Origin of the sequence: Ancylobacter mangrovi, from assembly GCF_024752335.1 — a bacterium.
GTDB lineage: Bacteria > Pseudomonadota > Alphaproteobacteria > Rhizobiales > Xanthobacteraceae > Ancylobacter > Ancylobacter mangrovi.
The window spans coordinates 697,579-712,559 of sequence record NZ_JANTHY010000002.1; the positions used below are offsets into that span (position 1 = coordinate 697,579).

The window sequence follows — 14,981 nt, forward strand, 5'->3', positions numbered from 1 at the left end:
ATCGGAAGGACGACGAACATGGCTAAGGTCGGACGCATCACGCAAGTCATCGGCGCCGTCGTGGACGTGCAGTTCGAGGATCACCTCCCGGAGATCCTGAACGCGCTCGAGACCACGAACCACGGCAACCGCCTGGTGCTCGAAGTCGCCCAGCACCTGGGCGAGAACACCGTGCGCGCCATCTCGATGGACTCCACCGAGGGTCTGGTGCGCGGCGGCGAGGTCTCCGATACCGGCGCGCCGATCGCGGTGCCGGTGGGCGAGGCCACCCTCGGGCGCATCATGAACGTGATCGGCGAGCCGGTCGACGAGGCGGGCCCGGTGACCGGCGAGACCACGCGCGCCATCCACCAGCCGGCTCCCTCCTATGCCGAGCAGTCGACCGAGGCCGAGATCCTCATCACCGGCATCAAGGTCATCGACCTGCTGGCGCCCTACTCCAAGGGCGGCAAGGTCGGCCTGTTCGGCGGCGCCGGCGTCGGCAAGACCGTGCTGATCATGGAGCTCATCAACAACATCGCGAAGGCCCATGGCGGCTACTCGGTGTTCGCGGGCGTGGGCGAGCGCACCCGTGAGGGCAACGATCTCTATCACGAGATGATCGAGTCCAAGGTGAACATCGACCCGCACGAGAACAACGGCTCGACCGCCGGTTCCAAGTGCGCGCTGGTCTACGGCCAGATGAACGAGCCCCCGGGCGCGCGCGCCCGCGTCGCGCTGACCGGCCTCACCGTCGCCGAGCATTTCCGCGACCAGGGCCAGGACGTGCTGTTCTTCGTCGACAACATCTTCCGCTTCACCCAGGCGGGCTCGGAGCTGTCGGCGCTGCTCGGCCGCATTCCCTCGGCGGTGGGCTATCAGCCGACGCTCGCCACCGACATGGGCGCGCTGCAGGAGCGCATCACCACCACCACCAAGGGTTCGATCACCTCGGTGCAGGCCATCTACGTGCCCGCCGACGACCTGACCGACCCGGCGCCGGCCACCTCCTTCGCCCATCTCGACGCGACCACCACGCTGTCGCGCTCGATCGCGGAGAAGGGCATCTACCCGGCGGTCGACCCGCTCGACTCGACCTCGCGCATCCTCTCGCCGATGATCCTCGGCGAGGAGCACTACAACGTGGCGCGCTCGGTGCAGCAGACGCTGCAGCGCTACAAGTCGCTGCAGGACATCATCGCGATCCTGGGCATGGACGAACTCTCGGAAGAGGACAAGCTCACCGTCGCCCGCGCCCGCAAGATCGAGCGCTTCCTGTCGCAGCCGTTCCACGTCGCCGAGGTCTTCACCGGCTCGCCCGGCAAGCTCGTCGACCTCGCCGACACCATCAAGGGCTTCAAGGGCCTGGTGGAAGGCAAGTACGACCACCTCCCGGAGCAGGCCTTCTACATGGTCGGCACCATCGAAGAGGCGGTCGAGAAGGGCAAGAAGCTGGCCGCCGAGGCGGCGTGATCGCGTCCGCCCGGCGCCCGTCATGGGCGCGGGGCGGTGATCGCCCGTTCTGACGCGCCTCTGGAGGATCCATGGCCAACTTCCCGTTCGAACTCGTCTCGCCTGAGAAGCTGATCTATTCCGGCTCGGTGAGCGAAGTCGTGGTGCCGGGCACGGAAGGCGAATTCGGCATTCTCGCCGGCCACTCGCCCTTCGTCTCGACCCTGAAGCCGGGCGTCCTCACCATCCGCGGCGACGGCGCGACCAAGAAGCTGTTCGTGCGCGGCGGCTTCGCGGAGGCCAACCCGCAGGGCCTGACGGTGCTGGCGGAGATCGCCATTCCGCTTGAGGAGATCCGGCCCGAGCGCCTCGCGCAGATGATCAAGGACGCCGAGGAAGACGTCGAGGACGCCAAGGACGAGGTCACCCGGGCCAAGCGCCTGGTGATGCTCGAGGCGCTGAAATCGGCGTCGGCGGCGATCCAGGCCGACGGGCACACCGCCCACTGAACCGGCCTCGCCACAATTCGAGAGCACACTGCGATTCGGGCCGCCTTGCAGCGGCCCTTTTCATGTCCGGAGGATCCAGCATGACCGACGCCGCCCGCCCGACCGCCGCGACCTTCAGCGCGCAGGCTTGGCAGGCCAACCTGCCGGTCTACGAGGCGATCCGGACCATGCCGTTCAACATGGCGCTGGCCGACGGCACGCTCCCGGGCGAGCGCTTCCGCCACTACATGATCCAGGACGCGCACTATCTGATCGCCTTCGGCCGCGCGCTCGCCATCGCCGCCGCCAAGGCGGACGACGCCGACGGGCTGGTGCAGTTCGCGCAGGCGGCGCAGGTGGCGGTGATCGTCGAGCGCTCGCTGCACACGGACTTCTTCCGCAGCTTCGGCGTCGACCCGGCCGAGTTCGAGGGGACTGAGATGTCCCCGGTCTGCCACCACTATACGAGCTTCCTGATCGCCACCGCGCATGCGGAATCCTATCCCGTCGTGCTGGCGGCGCTGCTGCCGTGCTTCTGGATCTACGCCGAGATCGGGCGCGACATCCTCGCCCGCGCGGTGCGGCCCAACGCCTATGACGCCTGGATCGACACCTATGCCGGGGAGGAGTTCCACGAGGCGGTGCGGGCGGTGATCGCGACCACCGACAGGGCGGCGGCGACGGCCTCGCCCGACGTGCTGGCGCGCATGCACGAGGCCTATCGCCGGGCAAGCCAGCTCGAATGGATGTTCTGGGATTCGGCGTGGCGCCTCGGCGCCTGGCCGCTCTGACGGGCGGCCGCTCTAGCGCGTCCCCGGGCTGCAGGGCGAAGGCGCCTGCGGGGGCGGAAATTTCGGGCCTGCCCGGCGCATACGCGTTCGCCGGACGGGGCCTGTCTACGGGATGAGGATACCGCCGGCCGAGATGCCTGTGCCGATGCCATTCTCATGGCGCCCGGCCCGGAAAGGTGCTCATATCTCGCCGAAAATGTCGGGCTGCTGATGGACGAGGTCACCACCAACATACAGGGCACGGCCCGCGGCCGGTCGGAAGCGCCGATACGCGCGCGCATCCTGCAGGCCATCTTCGAGCGGCGCCTGCCTCCCGGGGAGAAGCTGACGGAGGACCGGCTGGCCGAACTGTTCGGCGTCAGCCGCACCGTGGTGCGCCAGGCGCTGTCGCGGCTGGCGCAGGACGGCATCGTCGAGCATCTGCCGAACCGGGGCGCCTTCGTCGCCGCGCCGAGCCGGGCGGATGCGCGCCACGTGCTGGAGGCGCGGGCGGTGGTGGAGCCGGAAATCGCCGGGGCGGCGGCCTGCCGCTGCGATGCGCATGCGCTCTCGCGGCTGCGCCGGCATGTGGAGACCGAGGACAGCGCGCGCGCCGGCGGCGACCGCGGGGCGCTGGTGCGGCTGACCGGCGAGTTCCACGTCGTGCTCGCCGAATCGGCCGGCAACCCGGTATTCGTGCGGCTGCTGACCGAGCTGCAGGCGCTGAGCTCGCTGTCGATCCTGCTCTATGCGCGCGGCGAGCACTCCGCCTGCCCGCCCGACGAGCACCACCGGATCGTGGCGGCGATCGAGCGCGGCGACGCGGAGGGGGCGCAGCAGCTCATGCGCGAGCACATCGCCCATGTCGCGGCGGAGATGGACTTGAGCGAGCCGGTCGAGCGGCCGACGGGCCTCGCGCAGGCGCTGGGCATCAAGCCGCGCGCGCCGAGGCATCGCTGACGTCGCGGCGCGGGGCGCCGGAGCGTCGCGCGACCAGGATGAGGCGAATCAGCGGCGGCGACCCGGGGGCGGACGGCGCTGGCCGCTGCCGATCGGCGGCGTCGGACCGCCGGTCTTGTGGCGGAAGTTGATCCGTCCACGCTCGAGATCGTAAGGCGACATCTCGACGACGACACGGTCGCCGACAATGGTGCGGATGCGGTTCTTCTTCATCTTGCCCGCCGCATAGGCGAGGATTTCGTGCTCGTTATCGAGCACGACGCGGAAATTCCCGTCGGGCAGAACTTCGGTGACGGTTCCGTCGAACTCGAGCAGTTCTTCTTTCGCCATTGGCTCTCCTCATTGGACTAGGCCGGCTACGCCGACAGGCACATAACCCGACGACGACGTTTTGTCTCGCTTCGCGCCGCTCCCGGGGCAAGGAATCCGGTAAATCGCGCGGGTTCGGCACGGGACGGGCGCGTCGGCGCCCGCCCCGCGGGGCATGAACGGCCCGGACGGGCGCGGCATCGGCCGGCCCGTCGGGGCGCGTCAGGCTCAGGCCGGGCGGAAGCGGCGCGGCGGGCGACGCTCCTCGCGCGGGGCGCCATCGCGGTGCTGCCCGTCGCGGTGCTGGCCTTCGTGGCGGCCGCCCTCATGGCGCGGCTTGCCGCCCTCGTGCCGGGACTTGGTCTCGTGACGGTGGCCGTCGGGACGCCCCTCGGCGCGCACGAGCCCTTCGGGACGGCTGCGCTCGCGGCGCGGACCTTCCGCCCGGTGCGCGTCGGCGCGGTGGCCTTCGGTGCGCTGACCTTCGGCCCGGTGCCCCTCGCGGCGCGCCCCGTCATGACGCGCCCCGTCATGACGCGAACCGTCCTGACGCTCGCCCTCGCGCGGGCCGCGCTCGGAGCGGAAGCCGCCCCGCTCGCCGCCGCGCTGGAACGGGCGCTCGCCCTCGGGACGCGGCCCGCGGCGCCCGTCGCGCGGCGCGCCCCGGCCCTCGCCGCGATTCTCGCGCGGACCGCGCTCGCGGCCCTCGATCCCGGCCTCGCGCGGCGCGCCCTCGCGGCGCGGCGGGCGACGGTCCTCGGAGGGGATGGTGATGCGGATCAGGCGCTCGATGTCACGCAGAAAGGCGCGCTCCTCGCCGTCGCAGAACGAGATGGCGATGCCCTCACGGCCGGCGCGCGCGGTGCGGCCGATGCGGTGGACATAGCTCTCGGGCACGTTCGGCAGGTCGTAGTTCACGACATGGCTCACGCCGGGCACGTCGATGCCGCGGGCGGCGATGTCGGTCGCCACCAGCACCTTGACGCGGCCGTCGCGGAAGGCGGCGAGCGCGCGCTCGCGCTGCGGTTGCGACTTGTTGCCGTGGATCGCCTCGGCCGAGATGCCGGCCCCAGCGAGGCCCTTCACCACCCGGTCGGCGCCGTGCTTGGTACGCGAGAAGACGAGCGCGCGGTCGAGCCCTTCGCCCGAGAGCACCTCGACCAGCAGGTTCGGCTTGCCGGCGCGGTCGGTGAAGATGACCTTCTGCTCGATCTTGTCGGCGGTCTTGGCGACCGGGGTCACCGCGACGCGCACCGGATCGGTGAGGAGCTGGTCGGCGAGCTTCTCGATCTCCTTCGGCATGGTGGCCGAGAAGAACAGGTTGCGGCGCTTGGCCGGCAGCTTGGCGACGATGGCGCGGATGGCGTGGATGAAGCCCATGTCCAGCATCTGGTCGGCCTCGTCCAGCACGAACACCTCGATCATGTCGAGGCGCACCGCGCCGTTCTCCACGAGGTCCACCAGCCGGCCGGGGGTGGCGACCAGCACGTCGACGCCGCCGGCGAGCGAGCGGGCCTGCCGGCCGAGCGGCACGCCGCCGATGGCGAGCGCGGTGGAGGGACGCACATGGCGGCCATAGAGGCGGAAGCTCTCGAGGATCTGACCGGAAAGCTCGCGGGTCGGGCTCAGCACCAGCACCCGGGCGGAGCGGCGCTCGGGCCGGCGGCGCTGGGTGACGAGGTGATGCAGGATCGGCAGCGCGAAGGCGGCGGTCTTGCCGGTGCCCGTCTGGGCGATGCCGATGAGGTCGTGGCCGGCCAGCACCAGCGGCACGGCCTGGGCCTGAATCGGGGTGGGAACGGTGTGGTCGGCCTCGGTAAGGGCCTTGACGATCGGCTCGGCAAGGCCAAGTTCGGCGAAAGTGTTCAAGCGACGTTCTTTCATAAGCGATCCCGGCCGCGCGCGCACAGGCGAGCGGACCGCGGATCACGAGGGTCCATAAGACACCCCGCGTGGCCTGGGACGTCGATGAATTGGGATGATGAGGGCTGATGACTGCCGCGGATGAACCGTAGCGGACGTCGAGCAACGCGGCCCCGATACGGACGAGCGCCCGTACACGGCGCCTATGTGGCTCAGATGGGTGTCGATTTCAAGGCGTTACCGTCCTCGTTATAAGGTTGAAGCATGTTTCCTGACGTCGTCGACCTCCGCAGCTTCTATGCCCAGCCCCTCGGCGTGGTGACGCGCCGGCTCATCGGACGGGCGATCCGCGCCCGATTCGACAATGTGCGCGGCCTGTCCGTGCTCGGCATCGGCTATGCGACGCCCTATCTCGGCGTGTTCCGCGAGGAGTGCGAGCGCACGCTCGCCTTCATGCCGGGCGCGCAGGGGGTGACGCGCTGGCCCTCCGCCGCGCCCACGCTCGCCGCGCTGGTCGACGAGACCGAGCTGCCGCTGCGCGACGCCATGGTCGACCGCATCCTCGCCGTGCACCTGCTGGAGATGACCCCGGATGCCGAGGACATGCTGCGCGAGGCCTGGCGCGTGCTGGCGCCGGGCGGGCGGCTGCTGTGCGTGGTGCCCAACCGGCGCGGGGTCTGGGCGCGGGTCGACAACAACCCGTTCGGCCATGGCCGGCCGTTTTCGCGGGCGCAGATCACCGACCTGCTGCGCCGCGCCCTGTTCACGCCGGTCGGCTGGGGCGAGGCGCTCTACATGCCGCCGGTGGGGCGCAACTGGTTCCTGCGCTCGGCGGTGGCGTGGGAGCGGTCCGGCGCCACGCTGTCGCTGCCCTTCGCGGGCGTGCACATCGTCGAGGCCACCAAGCAGGTCTACAAACCCGTGCCGATGAAGCGCAAGAGCGCGCGCCTGCGCGTGCCCGTGCTGGAGCCTGTGCTGGCGCCGCAGCCGGCGGGCCTGCGCGGGTGAGGGCCGCGCGGGCGCCTCAGTCCTTGCGCGAGAGCAGGAACACGGCCTGCTCGCCGACCAGGTTCCATACCGACCATGGCCAGTTGAAGCGCACCTTCTGGCCGTAGCCGTTCAGCGCCACCGCGTGGTCGATCCGCGCGCCGACCGCCTCCACCAGCCCGACGAAGTCGCGGATGGTGCAGAAATGGATGTTCGGCGTGTCGTACCAGCTATAGGGCAGGTTCTCGGTCGCCGGCATGCGCCCATTCAGCAGCAGGTCGAGCCGCATGCGCCAGAAGCCGAAATTTGGGAACGAGACCACCGCGTGGCTGCCCACGCGCAGCATCTGCTCCAGCACCCATCGCGGCCGGCGGGTGGCCTGGATGGTCTGCGACAGGATCACGTAGTCGAAGGCGTTGTCGGGGTAGTCGGCGAGGTCGATGTCGGCGTCGCCCTGGATCACCGCCAGCCCGCGCGACACGCTGGCGTTGACGCCCTCGCGCGAGAGCTCGATGCCGCGCGCGTCGCATTTGCGGCTCGTCGCTAGCAGCTCCATCAGCTCGCCGTCGCCGCAGCCGACGTCGAGCACGCGCGAGCCCGGCTGCACCATCTCGGCGATGGTGACGAGGTCGACGCGGGCGCCGGAATCGACGCGCGCCGCCTCCTTCATGGTGAGGTCGCGGGTCTTCGGAGCCCTGAAGCTGAAATCGCGCAGCGCCATCGAGAACCTCCCGCTCACCGTATGCCGACGCCGCGCGCCGCCGCGTCGAGAAAGCCGCGCGTGATGGCGAACAGCTCCGGCTCGTCGAGCAGGAAGGCGTCGTGGCCCTTGTCGGTCTCGATCTCGGCGAAGGAGACCGAGGCGCCAGCGGCATTCAGCGCATGCACCACGGCGCGCGAATCCGGCGTCGGGAACAGCCAGTCCGAGGTGAAGGAGATGAGGCAGAACCGGGTCGCGGTGCCGCGGAAGGCGTTGGCCAGCACCCCGCCATGCTCGGCCGCGAGATCGAAATAGTCCATCGCCCGCGTGACGTAGAGATAGGAGTTGGCGTCGAAGCGGTCGACGAAGGCCTCGCCCTGGTGGCGCAGATAGGATTCCACCTGGAAGTCGGCGTCGAAGCTGAAGGTGTGGCCGTCGCGGTCCTGCAGCCGGCGGCCGAACTTGCGGTGCAGCGAGCCGTCCGACATGTAGGTGATGTGCGCGGCCATGCGCGCGACCGAGAGCCCGCGGCGCGGGCTGGTGCCGGCGGCGAGGTAGCGCCCGCCCTGCCAGTCCGGATCGGCCATGACCGCTTGCCGCCCGACCTCGTGGAAGGCGATGTTCTGCGCCGAATGGCGCGCGGCGGTGGCGATCGGCATGGCGGCGAAGACGCGCTCGGGGTAGCTCGCCGCCCATTGCAGCACCTGCATGCCGCCCATGGAACCGCCGACCACCGCCAGCAGCCGCTCGATGCCGAGATGCTCGACCAGCATCGACTGGGCCCGCACCATGTCGCGGATTGTCACGACCGGGAAGTCGAGCCCGTAGGGCGCGCCGGTCGCCGGATTGGTCGAGGACGGGCCGGTGGTGCCGAGGCAGCCGCCGAGCACGTTGGAGCTGATGACGAAGAAGCGGTCGGTGTCGATCGGCTTGCCGGGCCCGATCAGCGTCTCCCACCAGCCCGGCTTGCCGGTGACGGGATGGACGTTGGCCGCGTGCTGGTCGGCGGTGAGGGCGTGGCAGACCATGATGGCGTTGGAGCGCGCCGCGTTCAGCGTGCCATAGGTCTGGTAGCCGATCTGGAACGGGCTCAGCACGGCGCCGGAATCGAGCCGCAGCGGCCTGTCCGCGCCGAAGCGCACCACCGGGGAATGGGGATGATCGGCCTCCCCGCGCGCCGGCTCGACGATGCGGGCGCCGGGACTGAGCGTGACGCTGTCTGCCATCTTTACCGTCCTACCGGACGAAGAGTTCGTTTTATCGAACGATCCAAATGATCCGACCGTGCCGGCTTGTCAATATCGGGTAGGGCCAGATTTTGTTTTGCGCGCGGCGCGCGCGGCGCTAGGACATCCGCCCATGGACACGAAAACCGACAGCGGGGTCAAGCGGCCCGCCGCGGATGCCGCCTCGTCCGTGCCGCCGGCCGGCGCGACGGTGGATCTCGCGGCGCTGCGCGCCGAGATCGACCGCATCGACGCGGGCATGCACGCCCTGCTGATCGAGCGCGGCGAGATCATCGACCGGCTGGTCGAGGTGAAGCGCTCGCGCGGGGCCGAGGGCGGCTCGGCCTTCCGCCCGGCGCGCGAGGCCTCGATGATGCGCCACATCGTCGACCGGCACCGCGGCATCCTCCCGCTCGACACGGTCGAGGGCATCTGGCGGGTCATCATCTCGACCTTCACCTATGTGCAGGCGCCCTACGCGGTCCATGCGGACCTCGCCACCGGCGAGGCGGCGATGCGCGATACGGCGCGCTTCCATTTCGGCTTCACCGTGCCCTTCGTCGCCCATATGGGCGCGTCCGGCGTGGTCGCAGCGGTCGCCGGCTCGAAGGGCGATCTCGGCCTGGTGCCGGCCTTCGCCGCGCCCGCCACCGGCGCCTGGTGGACGGCGCTGGAGAGCGAGAGCGCGCCCAAGATCATCGCCCGCCTGCCCTTCGTCGAGCGTGCCGACCATCCCGCCGGCCTGCCCGTGTTCTGCATCGCCCATCCGGTGACGGACGGGGCGGTGACCGAGGTCGAGACCTGGAGCCTGCACGTCGCCGGCTGGACCGCGCAGGCGGCGCGCGCGCTCGCCCCGCTGGCCGAGGTGCTGGCCGTGCCCGACCGCAGCCTCGACGGCGCGGCGCTGCTGGCCTCGATCCCGCTCGGCGGCGAGGTGGGGCTCGACACGGTGCTGGCGGCGCTGCGGGCCTCGGGCGCCTCGGTGCGCTCGGCCGCTCTCGTCGGCAGCCATGCCAGCCGCTATACCCACCCCCCGCAGCCCGCGCCGGCCCATCCGGCCGCGAAGGGCTGACGGCCTTCCCCCCGCCCTCTTCCCCCGGAGTTTCCCCGATGTCGTCCGCGTCCGCCCCCAGCCGTCCCGTCCCGCGTCCCGGGGTGCAGGCGATCGAGGCCTATGTGCCGGGCAAGGCGGAAGCGGGCGCCGGCGTGAAGGTCTACAAGCTCTCGGCCAATGAGACGCCGATCGGCCCCAGCCCGAAGGCGATGGAGGCGTTCCGCGCCGCCGCCGCGCTCGAATTCTACCCCGACGGCTCCTCGACGAAGCTGCGCGAGGCGATCGGCGCCGCCTACGGGCTCGATCCGGCGCGGATCGTCTGCGGCACCGGCTCGGACGAACTGATCACCCTCACCACGCTGGCCTTCGCCGGGCCGGGCGACGAGGTGCTCTACTCGCAATACGGCTTCCTGGTCTACCGGATCGCCACGCTGGCGGCCGGGGCGACGCCGGTAGTGGCGCCGGAGAAGGACTATCACAGCGACGTCGACGCGCTGCTGGCGGCGGTGACCGAGCGCACGCGCATCGTCTTCCTGGCCAACCCGAACAACCCGACCGGCACCTACATCCCGGCCGAGGAGGTGCGCCGGCTGCAGCGCGGCCTGCCGCCGCACGTGCTGCTCGCGCTCGATTCGGCCTATGCCGAATATGTCCACCGCGAGGATTACGAGGCGGGCACCGAGCTTGCCGAGAGCTGCGCCAACGTCGTGATGCTGCGCACCTTCTCCAAGATCTACGGCCTCGCCAGCCTGCGCGTGGGCTGGCTCTACGGGCCGGCCGAGGTGGTGGACGCGGTGAACCGCATCCGCGGCGCCTTCAACGTCTCCGCGCCCGGCATCGCCGCGGCGACGGCGGCGGTGGGCGACGCTGCCCATGTCGAAGCGGCGGTGGCGCATAACGATGTGTGGCTGCCCTGGCTGACCGAGCAGCTCACCGCGCTCGGGCTCGACGTCACGCCGAGCGTGGCGAATTTCCTGCTGGTGCATTTCCCCGACGAGCCGGGCCGCACCGCGCGCGAGGCCGACGCCTTCCTGATGCAGCGCGGGCTGATCCTGCGCCGGGTTGACGCCTACGGCCTGCCGGGGGCGCTGCGGCTCACCGTCGGCACCGAGGAGGCGAACCGGCTGCTGGTCGACGCGCTGGCCGCGTTCATGGGTCGCAACGCGCCGGCCGAAGCGAGTGCGGGCGAGGCGAGTGCAGGCGAGGCGAGTGCAGGCGAGGCGAGTGCGGGCCATGGTGCTTGATCCGCCGCTGGCGCGCCCTCTGCTCGGGCGCCTCGTCGTCATCGGCATCGGCCTGATCGGCTCGTCGATCCTGCGCGCGGCGGGCGCGCGGAGCCTCGCCGGCACGCTGGTCGCCTATGACGCGGCCGAGGCGGTGCGCGCGCGCGTCGGCGAGCTTGGCATCGCCGACGAGGTGGCCGCGACCCCGGCCGAGGCGGTGGCCGACGCGGACATCGTCATATTGTGCGTGCCGGTCGGCGCCATGGGCGCGGCCGCCGAGGCGATCGCGCCGCATCTGAAGCCGGGCGCCATCGTCTCCGACGTCGGCTCGGTGAAGGGCGCGGTGCTCACCGCGCTGCGCGCGCACCTGCCCGAGGGCGTGCACATCATCCCCGGCCATCCGGTGGCGGGCACCGAATATTCCGGCCCCGATGCGGGCTTTGCCACCCTGTTCCGGAATCGCTGGTCGATCCTCACCCCGCCGGAGGACGCGGACCCCGACGCGGTGGCGCGGCTCACCGGGCTGTGGACCGCGATGGGCGCCAATGTCGAGACCATGAGCGTGGAGCACCACGACCTGGTGCTCGCCATCACCTCGCACGTGCCGCACCTGATCGCCTACAACATCGTCGGCACGGCGGCGGACCTCGAGGAGGTCACGCAGTCCGAGGTGATCAAGTACTCGGCCGGCGGCTTCCGCGACTTCACCCGCATCGCGGCCTCCGACCCGACCATGTGGCGCGACGTGTTCCTCAACAACCGCGAGGCGGTGCTCGAGGTGCTGGGCCGCTTTACCGAGGACCTGATCGCGCTGCAGCGGGCGATCCGCTGGGCCGAGGGCGACAAGCTGTTCGAGCTGTTCACCCGCACCCGCGCCATCCGTCGCTCGATCATCGAGATCGGCCAGGAGACGGCGGCGCCAGACTTCGGCCGCGAGCGGGGGTGAAAGGAGGCCGCGCGCGATGCACGAGGCCTCCTTTCGTCAGTTCCGGGAACTGCGCGCTGCTGCTTCGGCGCCGGGATGCTTCTGACCGGCGAGCACTTCGCAGATACGTCCCTGATTAACATCAAAGCGTGCCGCAATACGGCTCTGAATCTCACCATCCAGACGCATATTCCAGACAGTGATTGCGTCTTCAAAACTTAGGCTGCGGCTGGGTTTCTTAATCGGTTTCATAAGTCGTTCTCGCTCTTTTGGAGAGCTTGGGAACGCTTGACACCGAGTCCCGAAGGCGCAACATGCGCCGGTTAGCTGAACTTGGCGGCAATCGCTCCCAAGCGGTTGCTTAGTTCACGGGAGGGCAGGGATGGCAGTCTCTGCACCTCTTCGTGGAGCGACTCAGGAAGCTGCTCCACACTCGATCTCTTGTCATCCCTAAGTCTCTGTCAAGACTCACACTTCCTTTGTCCTCAAAATGGGGCAAATGGAGAACATTGTCCCCGCTATCCAAGATTTCCGTCTGGGAGCTCGAAAGGTCTTCGCGCCGAAATTCGGCCGCGAGCGCGGGTGAAAGTGACGTCGGTGCCGTGCGCGCCGGCACGCCCTCCCGAAAGGCACCTCATGAGAAAGACTATCTTCGCGGCGCTGCTCCCCGCCGCGCTGTCCCTCGCTCTTCTTGCCGCGCCCGCGGCCCAGGCGCAGGGCGTCGATTCGCTGACCGGCCGCGTCTGGGTCGAGGCCAATCCGGCGAACAGGATGCCCGGCACGATGCTCGTCTTCTTCACCGACGGCACGCTCTTGATGAATTCGTGCTGGGAGACCTATGCGCTGCGCAAATGGAAGCGCACCGCGCCGAATGCCGTCTCGTGGGACGAAGATGGCGCGACCGTCTCGGCTACCGTCACCAAGCTCACCGCCACCGATCTCACCCTGAAGGTGAAGGCCGGTCCTGACGTGGTGGAGCACCTCTATTCGCGCCCCAAGGTGCCGTTCGTCTGCCCGGATATGAAGCGTTAGGGTGCCGTCCATCTGGCCACGAAGACAACACAGGCCGATCGCATCCTCTCCCGCGGCAGGCGTGATCGCTTGTCGACAGAGGAGGCACCCATGAAGTCGAAGCTTCACAACCCGGTGTTCCAAGACCCCAGCGACAACACGAAACCGGGCACGCACATCCTCGACAACAAGATCATCGGAAATGGCTCGGCGGCGCGTGCCGGCGACATTCTGGGCGATGGCGGGCCGATCGACGGCACGACCGTCGGAGATGGTGCTCAGGCCAGGCGCGCGAAGCCGGCAGGGCCGTTCACAACGATGAACATGAGCAAGATCATCGGAAACGGATGACGGCCCCGGGACGTATCGTCGTCGTATCGCCGTGAGATAAAAATGCCCGGCATCACGCCGGGCATTTCAAGTTCGTTAGCCGGATCAGGAGCCTTGCGGCGCCTCACCCCGTCGTCGGCATGACGAACTGGGCGCCCTCGCGGATGCCGGTCGGCCAGCGGGCGGTGGTGGTCTTCATCTTGGTGTAGAAGCCCACGCCCTCCATGCCATAGACGTTGCGGTCGCCGAACACCGAGCGCTTCCAGCCGCCGAAGGAGTGGAACGCCACCGGCACCGGGATCGGCACGTTGATGCCGATCATGCCCGCCTTGGCGTCGCGGTCGAAGGCGCGTGCGCTGTCGCCGTCGCGGGTGAAGATGGCGGCGCCGTTGCCGTATTCGTGGTCGTTGACCAGCTTCAGCGCCTCGTCGAAGCGGTCGACGCGGACCACCGAAAGGACGGGGCCGAAGATCTCTTCCTTGTAGATCTTCATCTGCGGCGTCACCCGGTCGAACAGGCAGCCGCCGATGAAGTAGCCGTCCTCGTAACCCTGCAGCTTCAGGCCGCGCCCGTCGACCACCAGCTCGGCGCCCTCGGCGACGCCGGTGTCGACATAGCCCGAGACCTTGGCGAGGTGCTCCTTCGTCACCAGCGGGCCCATCTCGCTGTCGCGGTCGAGGCCGGGGCCAACCTTCAGCCCGCGCACCTTCGGCACCAGCTTCTCCATCAGCGCGTCGCCCACGCCCCCGACCGCCACCGCGACCGAGACCGCCATGCAGCGCTCGCCGGCCGAGCCGTAGCCCGCGCCCATCAGCGCGTCGACGGTCTTGTCGAGGTCGGCGTCGGGCATGACGACGAGGTGATTCTTCGCCCCGCACAGCGCCTGCGCGCGCTTCCCATGCGCGGCGGCGGTCCTGTAGACGTATTCGCCGATCGCGGTGGAGCCGACGAAGCTCACCGCCGCGACGTCGGGATGGGTCAGCAGCGCGTCGACTGCCTCCTTGTCGCCCTGCACCACGTTGAACACGCCGGCCGGCAGCCCGGCCTCGGCCAGCAGCTCGGCCAGCATCAGCGAGGCGGTCGGGTCCTTCTCGGAGGGCTTGAGGACGAAGGTGTTGCCGCAGGCGAGCGCCACCGGGAACATCCACATCGGCACCATGGCCGGGAAGTTGAACGGGGTGATGCCCGCGACCACGCCCACCGGGTGGCGGGCCGAGAACACGTCGACCCCGCGCGCCACCTGCTCGGTGAAGTCGCCGCGCATCAGATGCGGGATGCCGCAGGCGAACTCGACCACCTCGATGCCGCGCGTGACCTCGCCCTTGGCGTCCTCGAAGGTCTTGCCGTGCTCCTTCGTGATCGCGGCGGCGATCGCGTCGATGTCGCGGTCCAGCAGCGCCTTGAATTTGAACAGGATGCGCGCGCGGGTCAGCGGCGGGGTGTCGGCCCAGGCGGGGAAGGCGCCGGCGGCCGCGGCGACCGCCTCGCCCGTCGTTGCGGCGGAAGCGAGCAGCACCTCGCCGGACTGGGCGCCGGTGGATGGATCGAAGACCGGGGCGCTGCGGCCCGCGGTGGTGGCAAGCCTGCCGCCGATGTAGTGACCGATGACCGCCATCGCGACCTCTCCTAAGGGCAACTTCGGGCATGACCCAGCGGGCATGCGCGCGAGAATGGGATGGCAGCGTTGTGCTTGTTGAAACTTCT

General features: G+C 69.8%; 16 protein-coding genes. 10 read left to right on the forward strand and 6 right to left on the reverse strand.

Going from position 1 to position 14,981, the window contains the following annotated elements; genetic code table 11:
* Nucleotides 1-18 precede the first annotated feature (18 nt).
* From atpD to NVS83_RS09105, 4 genes are all read left to right on the forward strand, one after another.
* A complete protein-coding gene (gene atpD / locus NVS83_RS09090; RefSeq protein ID WP_258732207.1) occupies nt 19-1,452 on the forward strand; it encodes a F0F1 ATP synthase subunit beta in 1,434 nt (477 codons plus the stop codon).
* A 71-nt stretch (nt 1,453-1,523) separates the two neighbouring features.
* The gene (locus tag NVS83_RS09095) at nt 1,524-1,940 is read left to right on the forward strand and encodes a F0F1 ATP synthase subunit epsilon (RefSeq protein WP_258732208.1); all 417 of its coding nucleotides are present in this window, start codon (nt 1,524-1,526) and stop codon (nt 1,938-1,940) included.
* Nucleotides 1,941-2,020: 80 nt separating this feature from the next.
* The gene (tenA, locus tag NVS83_RS09100; protein ID WP_258732209.1) at nt 2,021-2,710 is read left to right on the forward strand and encodes a thiaminase II; all 690 of its coding nucleotides are present in this window, start codon (nt 2,021-2,023) and stop codon (nt 2,708-2,710) included.
* Between the two features lie 156 nt (nt 2,711-2,866).
* Entirely contained in the window at nt 2,867-3,649 is a 783-nt protein-coding gene (locus tag NVS83_RS09105; protein ID WP_258732210.1) for a GntR family transcriptional regulator, read from the forward strand.
* 48 nt (nt 3,650-3,697) lie between these two features.
* On the opposite strand, the gene infA is transcribed toward NVS83_RS09105, so the two are convergent.
* Complete coding sequence (gene infA / locus NVS83_RS09110; protein WP_013168254.1) at nt 3,698-3,979, reverse strand: translation initiation factor IF-1; 282 nt, start codon at nt 3,977-3,979, stop codon at nt 3,698-3,700.
* 207 nt (nt 3,980-4,186) lie between these two features.
* Entirely contained in the window at nt 4,187-5,842 is a 1,656-nt protein-coding gene (locus NVS83_RS09115; RefSeq protein ID WP_258739016.1) for a DEAD/DEAH box helicase, read from the reverse strand.
* A 243-nt stretch (nt 5,843-6,085) separates the two neighbouring features.
* On the opposite strand from NVS83_RS09115, the gene NVS83_RS09120 reads away from it, so the two are divergent.
* Nucleotides 6,086-6,829, forward strand: a complete 744-nt coding sequence (locus NVS83_RS09120) for a class I SAM-dependent methyltransferase (RefSeq protein WP_258732213.1) — start codon at nt 6,086-6,088, stop codon at nt 6,827-6,829.
* Nucleotides 6,830-6,845: 16 nt separating this feature from the next.
* Here NVS83_RS09120 and metW read toward each other — a convergent pair whose 3' ends face one another.
* Both metW and metX read right to left on the reverse strand, forming a co-directional pair.
* Nucleotides 6,846-7,529 (reverse strand): methionine biosynthesis protein MetW, encoded by a 684-nt coding sequence (metW, locus tag NVS83_RS09125; RefSeq protein WP_374115030.1) that lies wholly within the window; start codon nt 7,527-7,529, stop codon nt 6,846-6,848.
* A 14-nt stretch (nt 7,530-7,543) separates the two neighbouring features.
* A complete protein-coding gene (metX, locus tag NVS83_RS09130) occupies nt 7,544-8,734 on the reverse strand; it encodes a homoserine O-acetyltransferase MetX (protein ID WP_258739017.1) in 1,191 nt (396 codons plus the stop codon).
* A 133-nt stretch (nt 8,735-8,867) separates the two neighbouring features.
* On the opposite strand from metX, the gene NVS83_RS09135 reads away from it, so the two are divergent.
* From NVS83_RS09135 to NVS83_RS09145, 3 genes are read left to right on the forward strand one after another with little or no spacing between them, the layout of a single operon-like run.
* Complete coding sequence (locus NVS83_RS09135; protein ID WP_258739018.1) at nt 8,868-9,806, forward strand: chorismate mutase; 939 nt, start codon at nt 8,868-8,870, stop codon at nt 9,804-9,806.
* Between the two features lie 38 nt (nt 9,807-9,844).
* Complete coding sequence (gene hisC, locus NVS83_RS09140) at nt 9,845-11,032, forward strand: histidinol-phosphate transaminase (protein ID WP_258739019.1); 1,188 nt, start codon at nt 9,845-9,847, stop codon at nt 11,030-11,032.
* The gene (locus NVS83_RS09145; protein WP_258739020.1) at nt 11,022-11,957 is read left to right on the forward strand and encodes a prephenate/arogenate dehydrogenase family protein; all 936 of its coding nucleotides are present in this window, start codon (nt 11,022-11,024) and stop codon (nt 11,955-11,957) included. Before hisC ends, NVS83_RS09145 begins: the two co-directional genes overlap by 11 nt.
* A gap of 36 nt (nt 11,958-11,993) precedes the next feature.
* Here NVS83_RS09145 and NVS83_RS09150 read toward each other — a convergent pair whose 3' ends face one another.
* A complete protein-coding gene (locus tag NVS83_RS09150) occupies nt 11,994-12,188 on the reverse strand; it encodes a hypothetical protein (RefSeq protein ID WP_258739021.1) in 195 nt (64 codons plus the stop codon).
* 384 nt (nt 12,189-12,572) lie between these two features.
* On the opposite strand from NVS83_RS09150, the gene NVS83_RS09155 reads away from it, so the two are divergent.
* Entirely contained in the window at nt 12,573-12,968 is a 396-nt protein-coding gene (locus NVS83_RS09155; protein ID WP_258739022.1) for a hypothetical protein, read from the forward strand.
* A 90-nt stretch (nt 12,969-13,058) separates the two neighbouring features.
* The gene (locus NVS83_RS09160; protein ID WP_258739023.1) at nt 13,059-13,298 is read left to right on the forward strand and encodes a hypothetical protein; all 240 of its coding nucleotides are present in this window, start codon (nt 13,059-13,061) and stop codon (nt 13,296-13,298) included.
* 103 nt (nt 13,299-13,401) lie between these two features.
* Here NVS83_RS09160 and NVS83_RS09165 read toward each other — a convergent pair whose 3' ends face one another.
* The gene (locus NVS83_RS09165) at nt 13,402-14,892 is read right to left on the reverse strand and encodes a CoA-acylating methylmalonate-semialdehyde dehydrogenase (RefSeq protein WP_258739024.1); all 1,491 of its coding nucleotides are present in this window, start codon (nt 14,890-14,892) and stop codon (nt 13,402-13,404) included.
* Between the last annotated feature and the right edge of the window lie 89 nt (nt 14,893-14,981).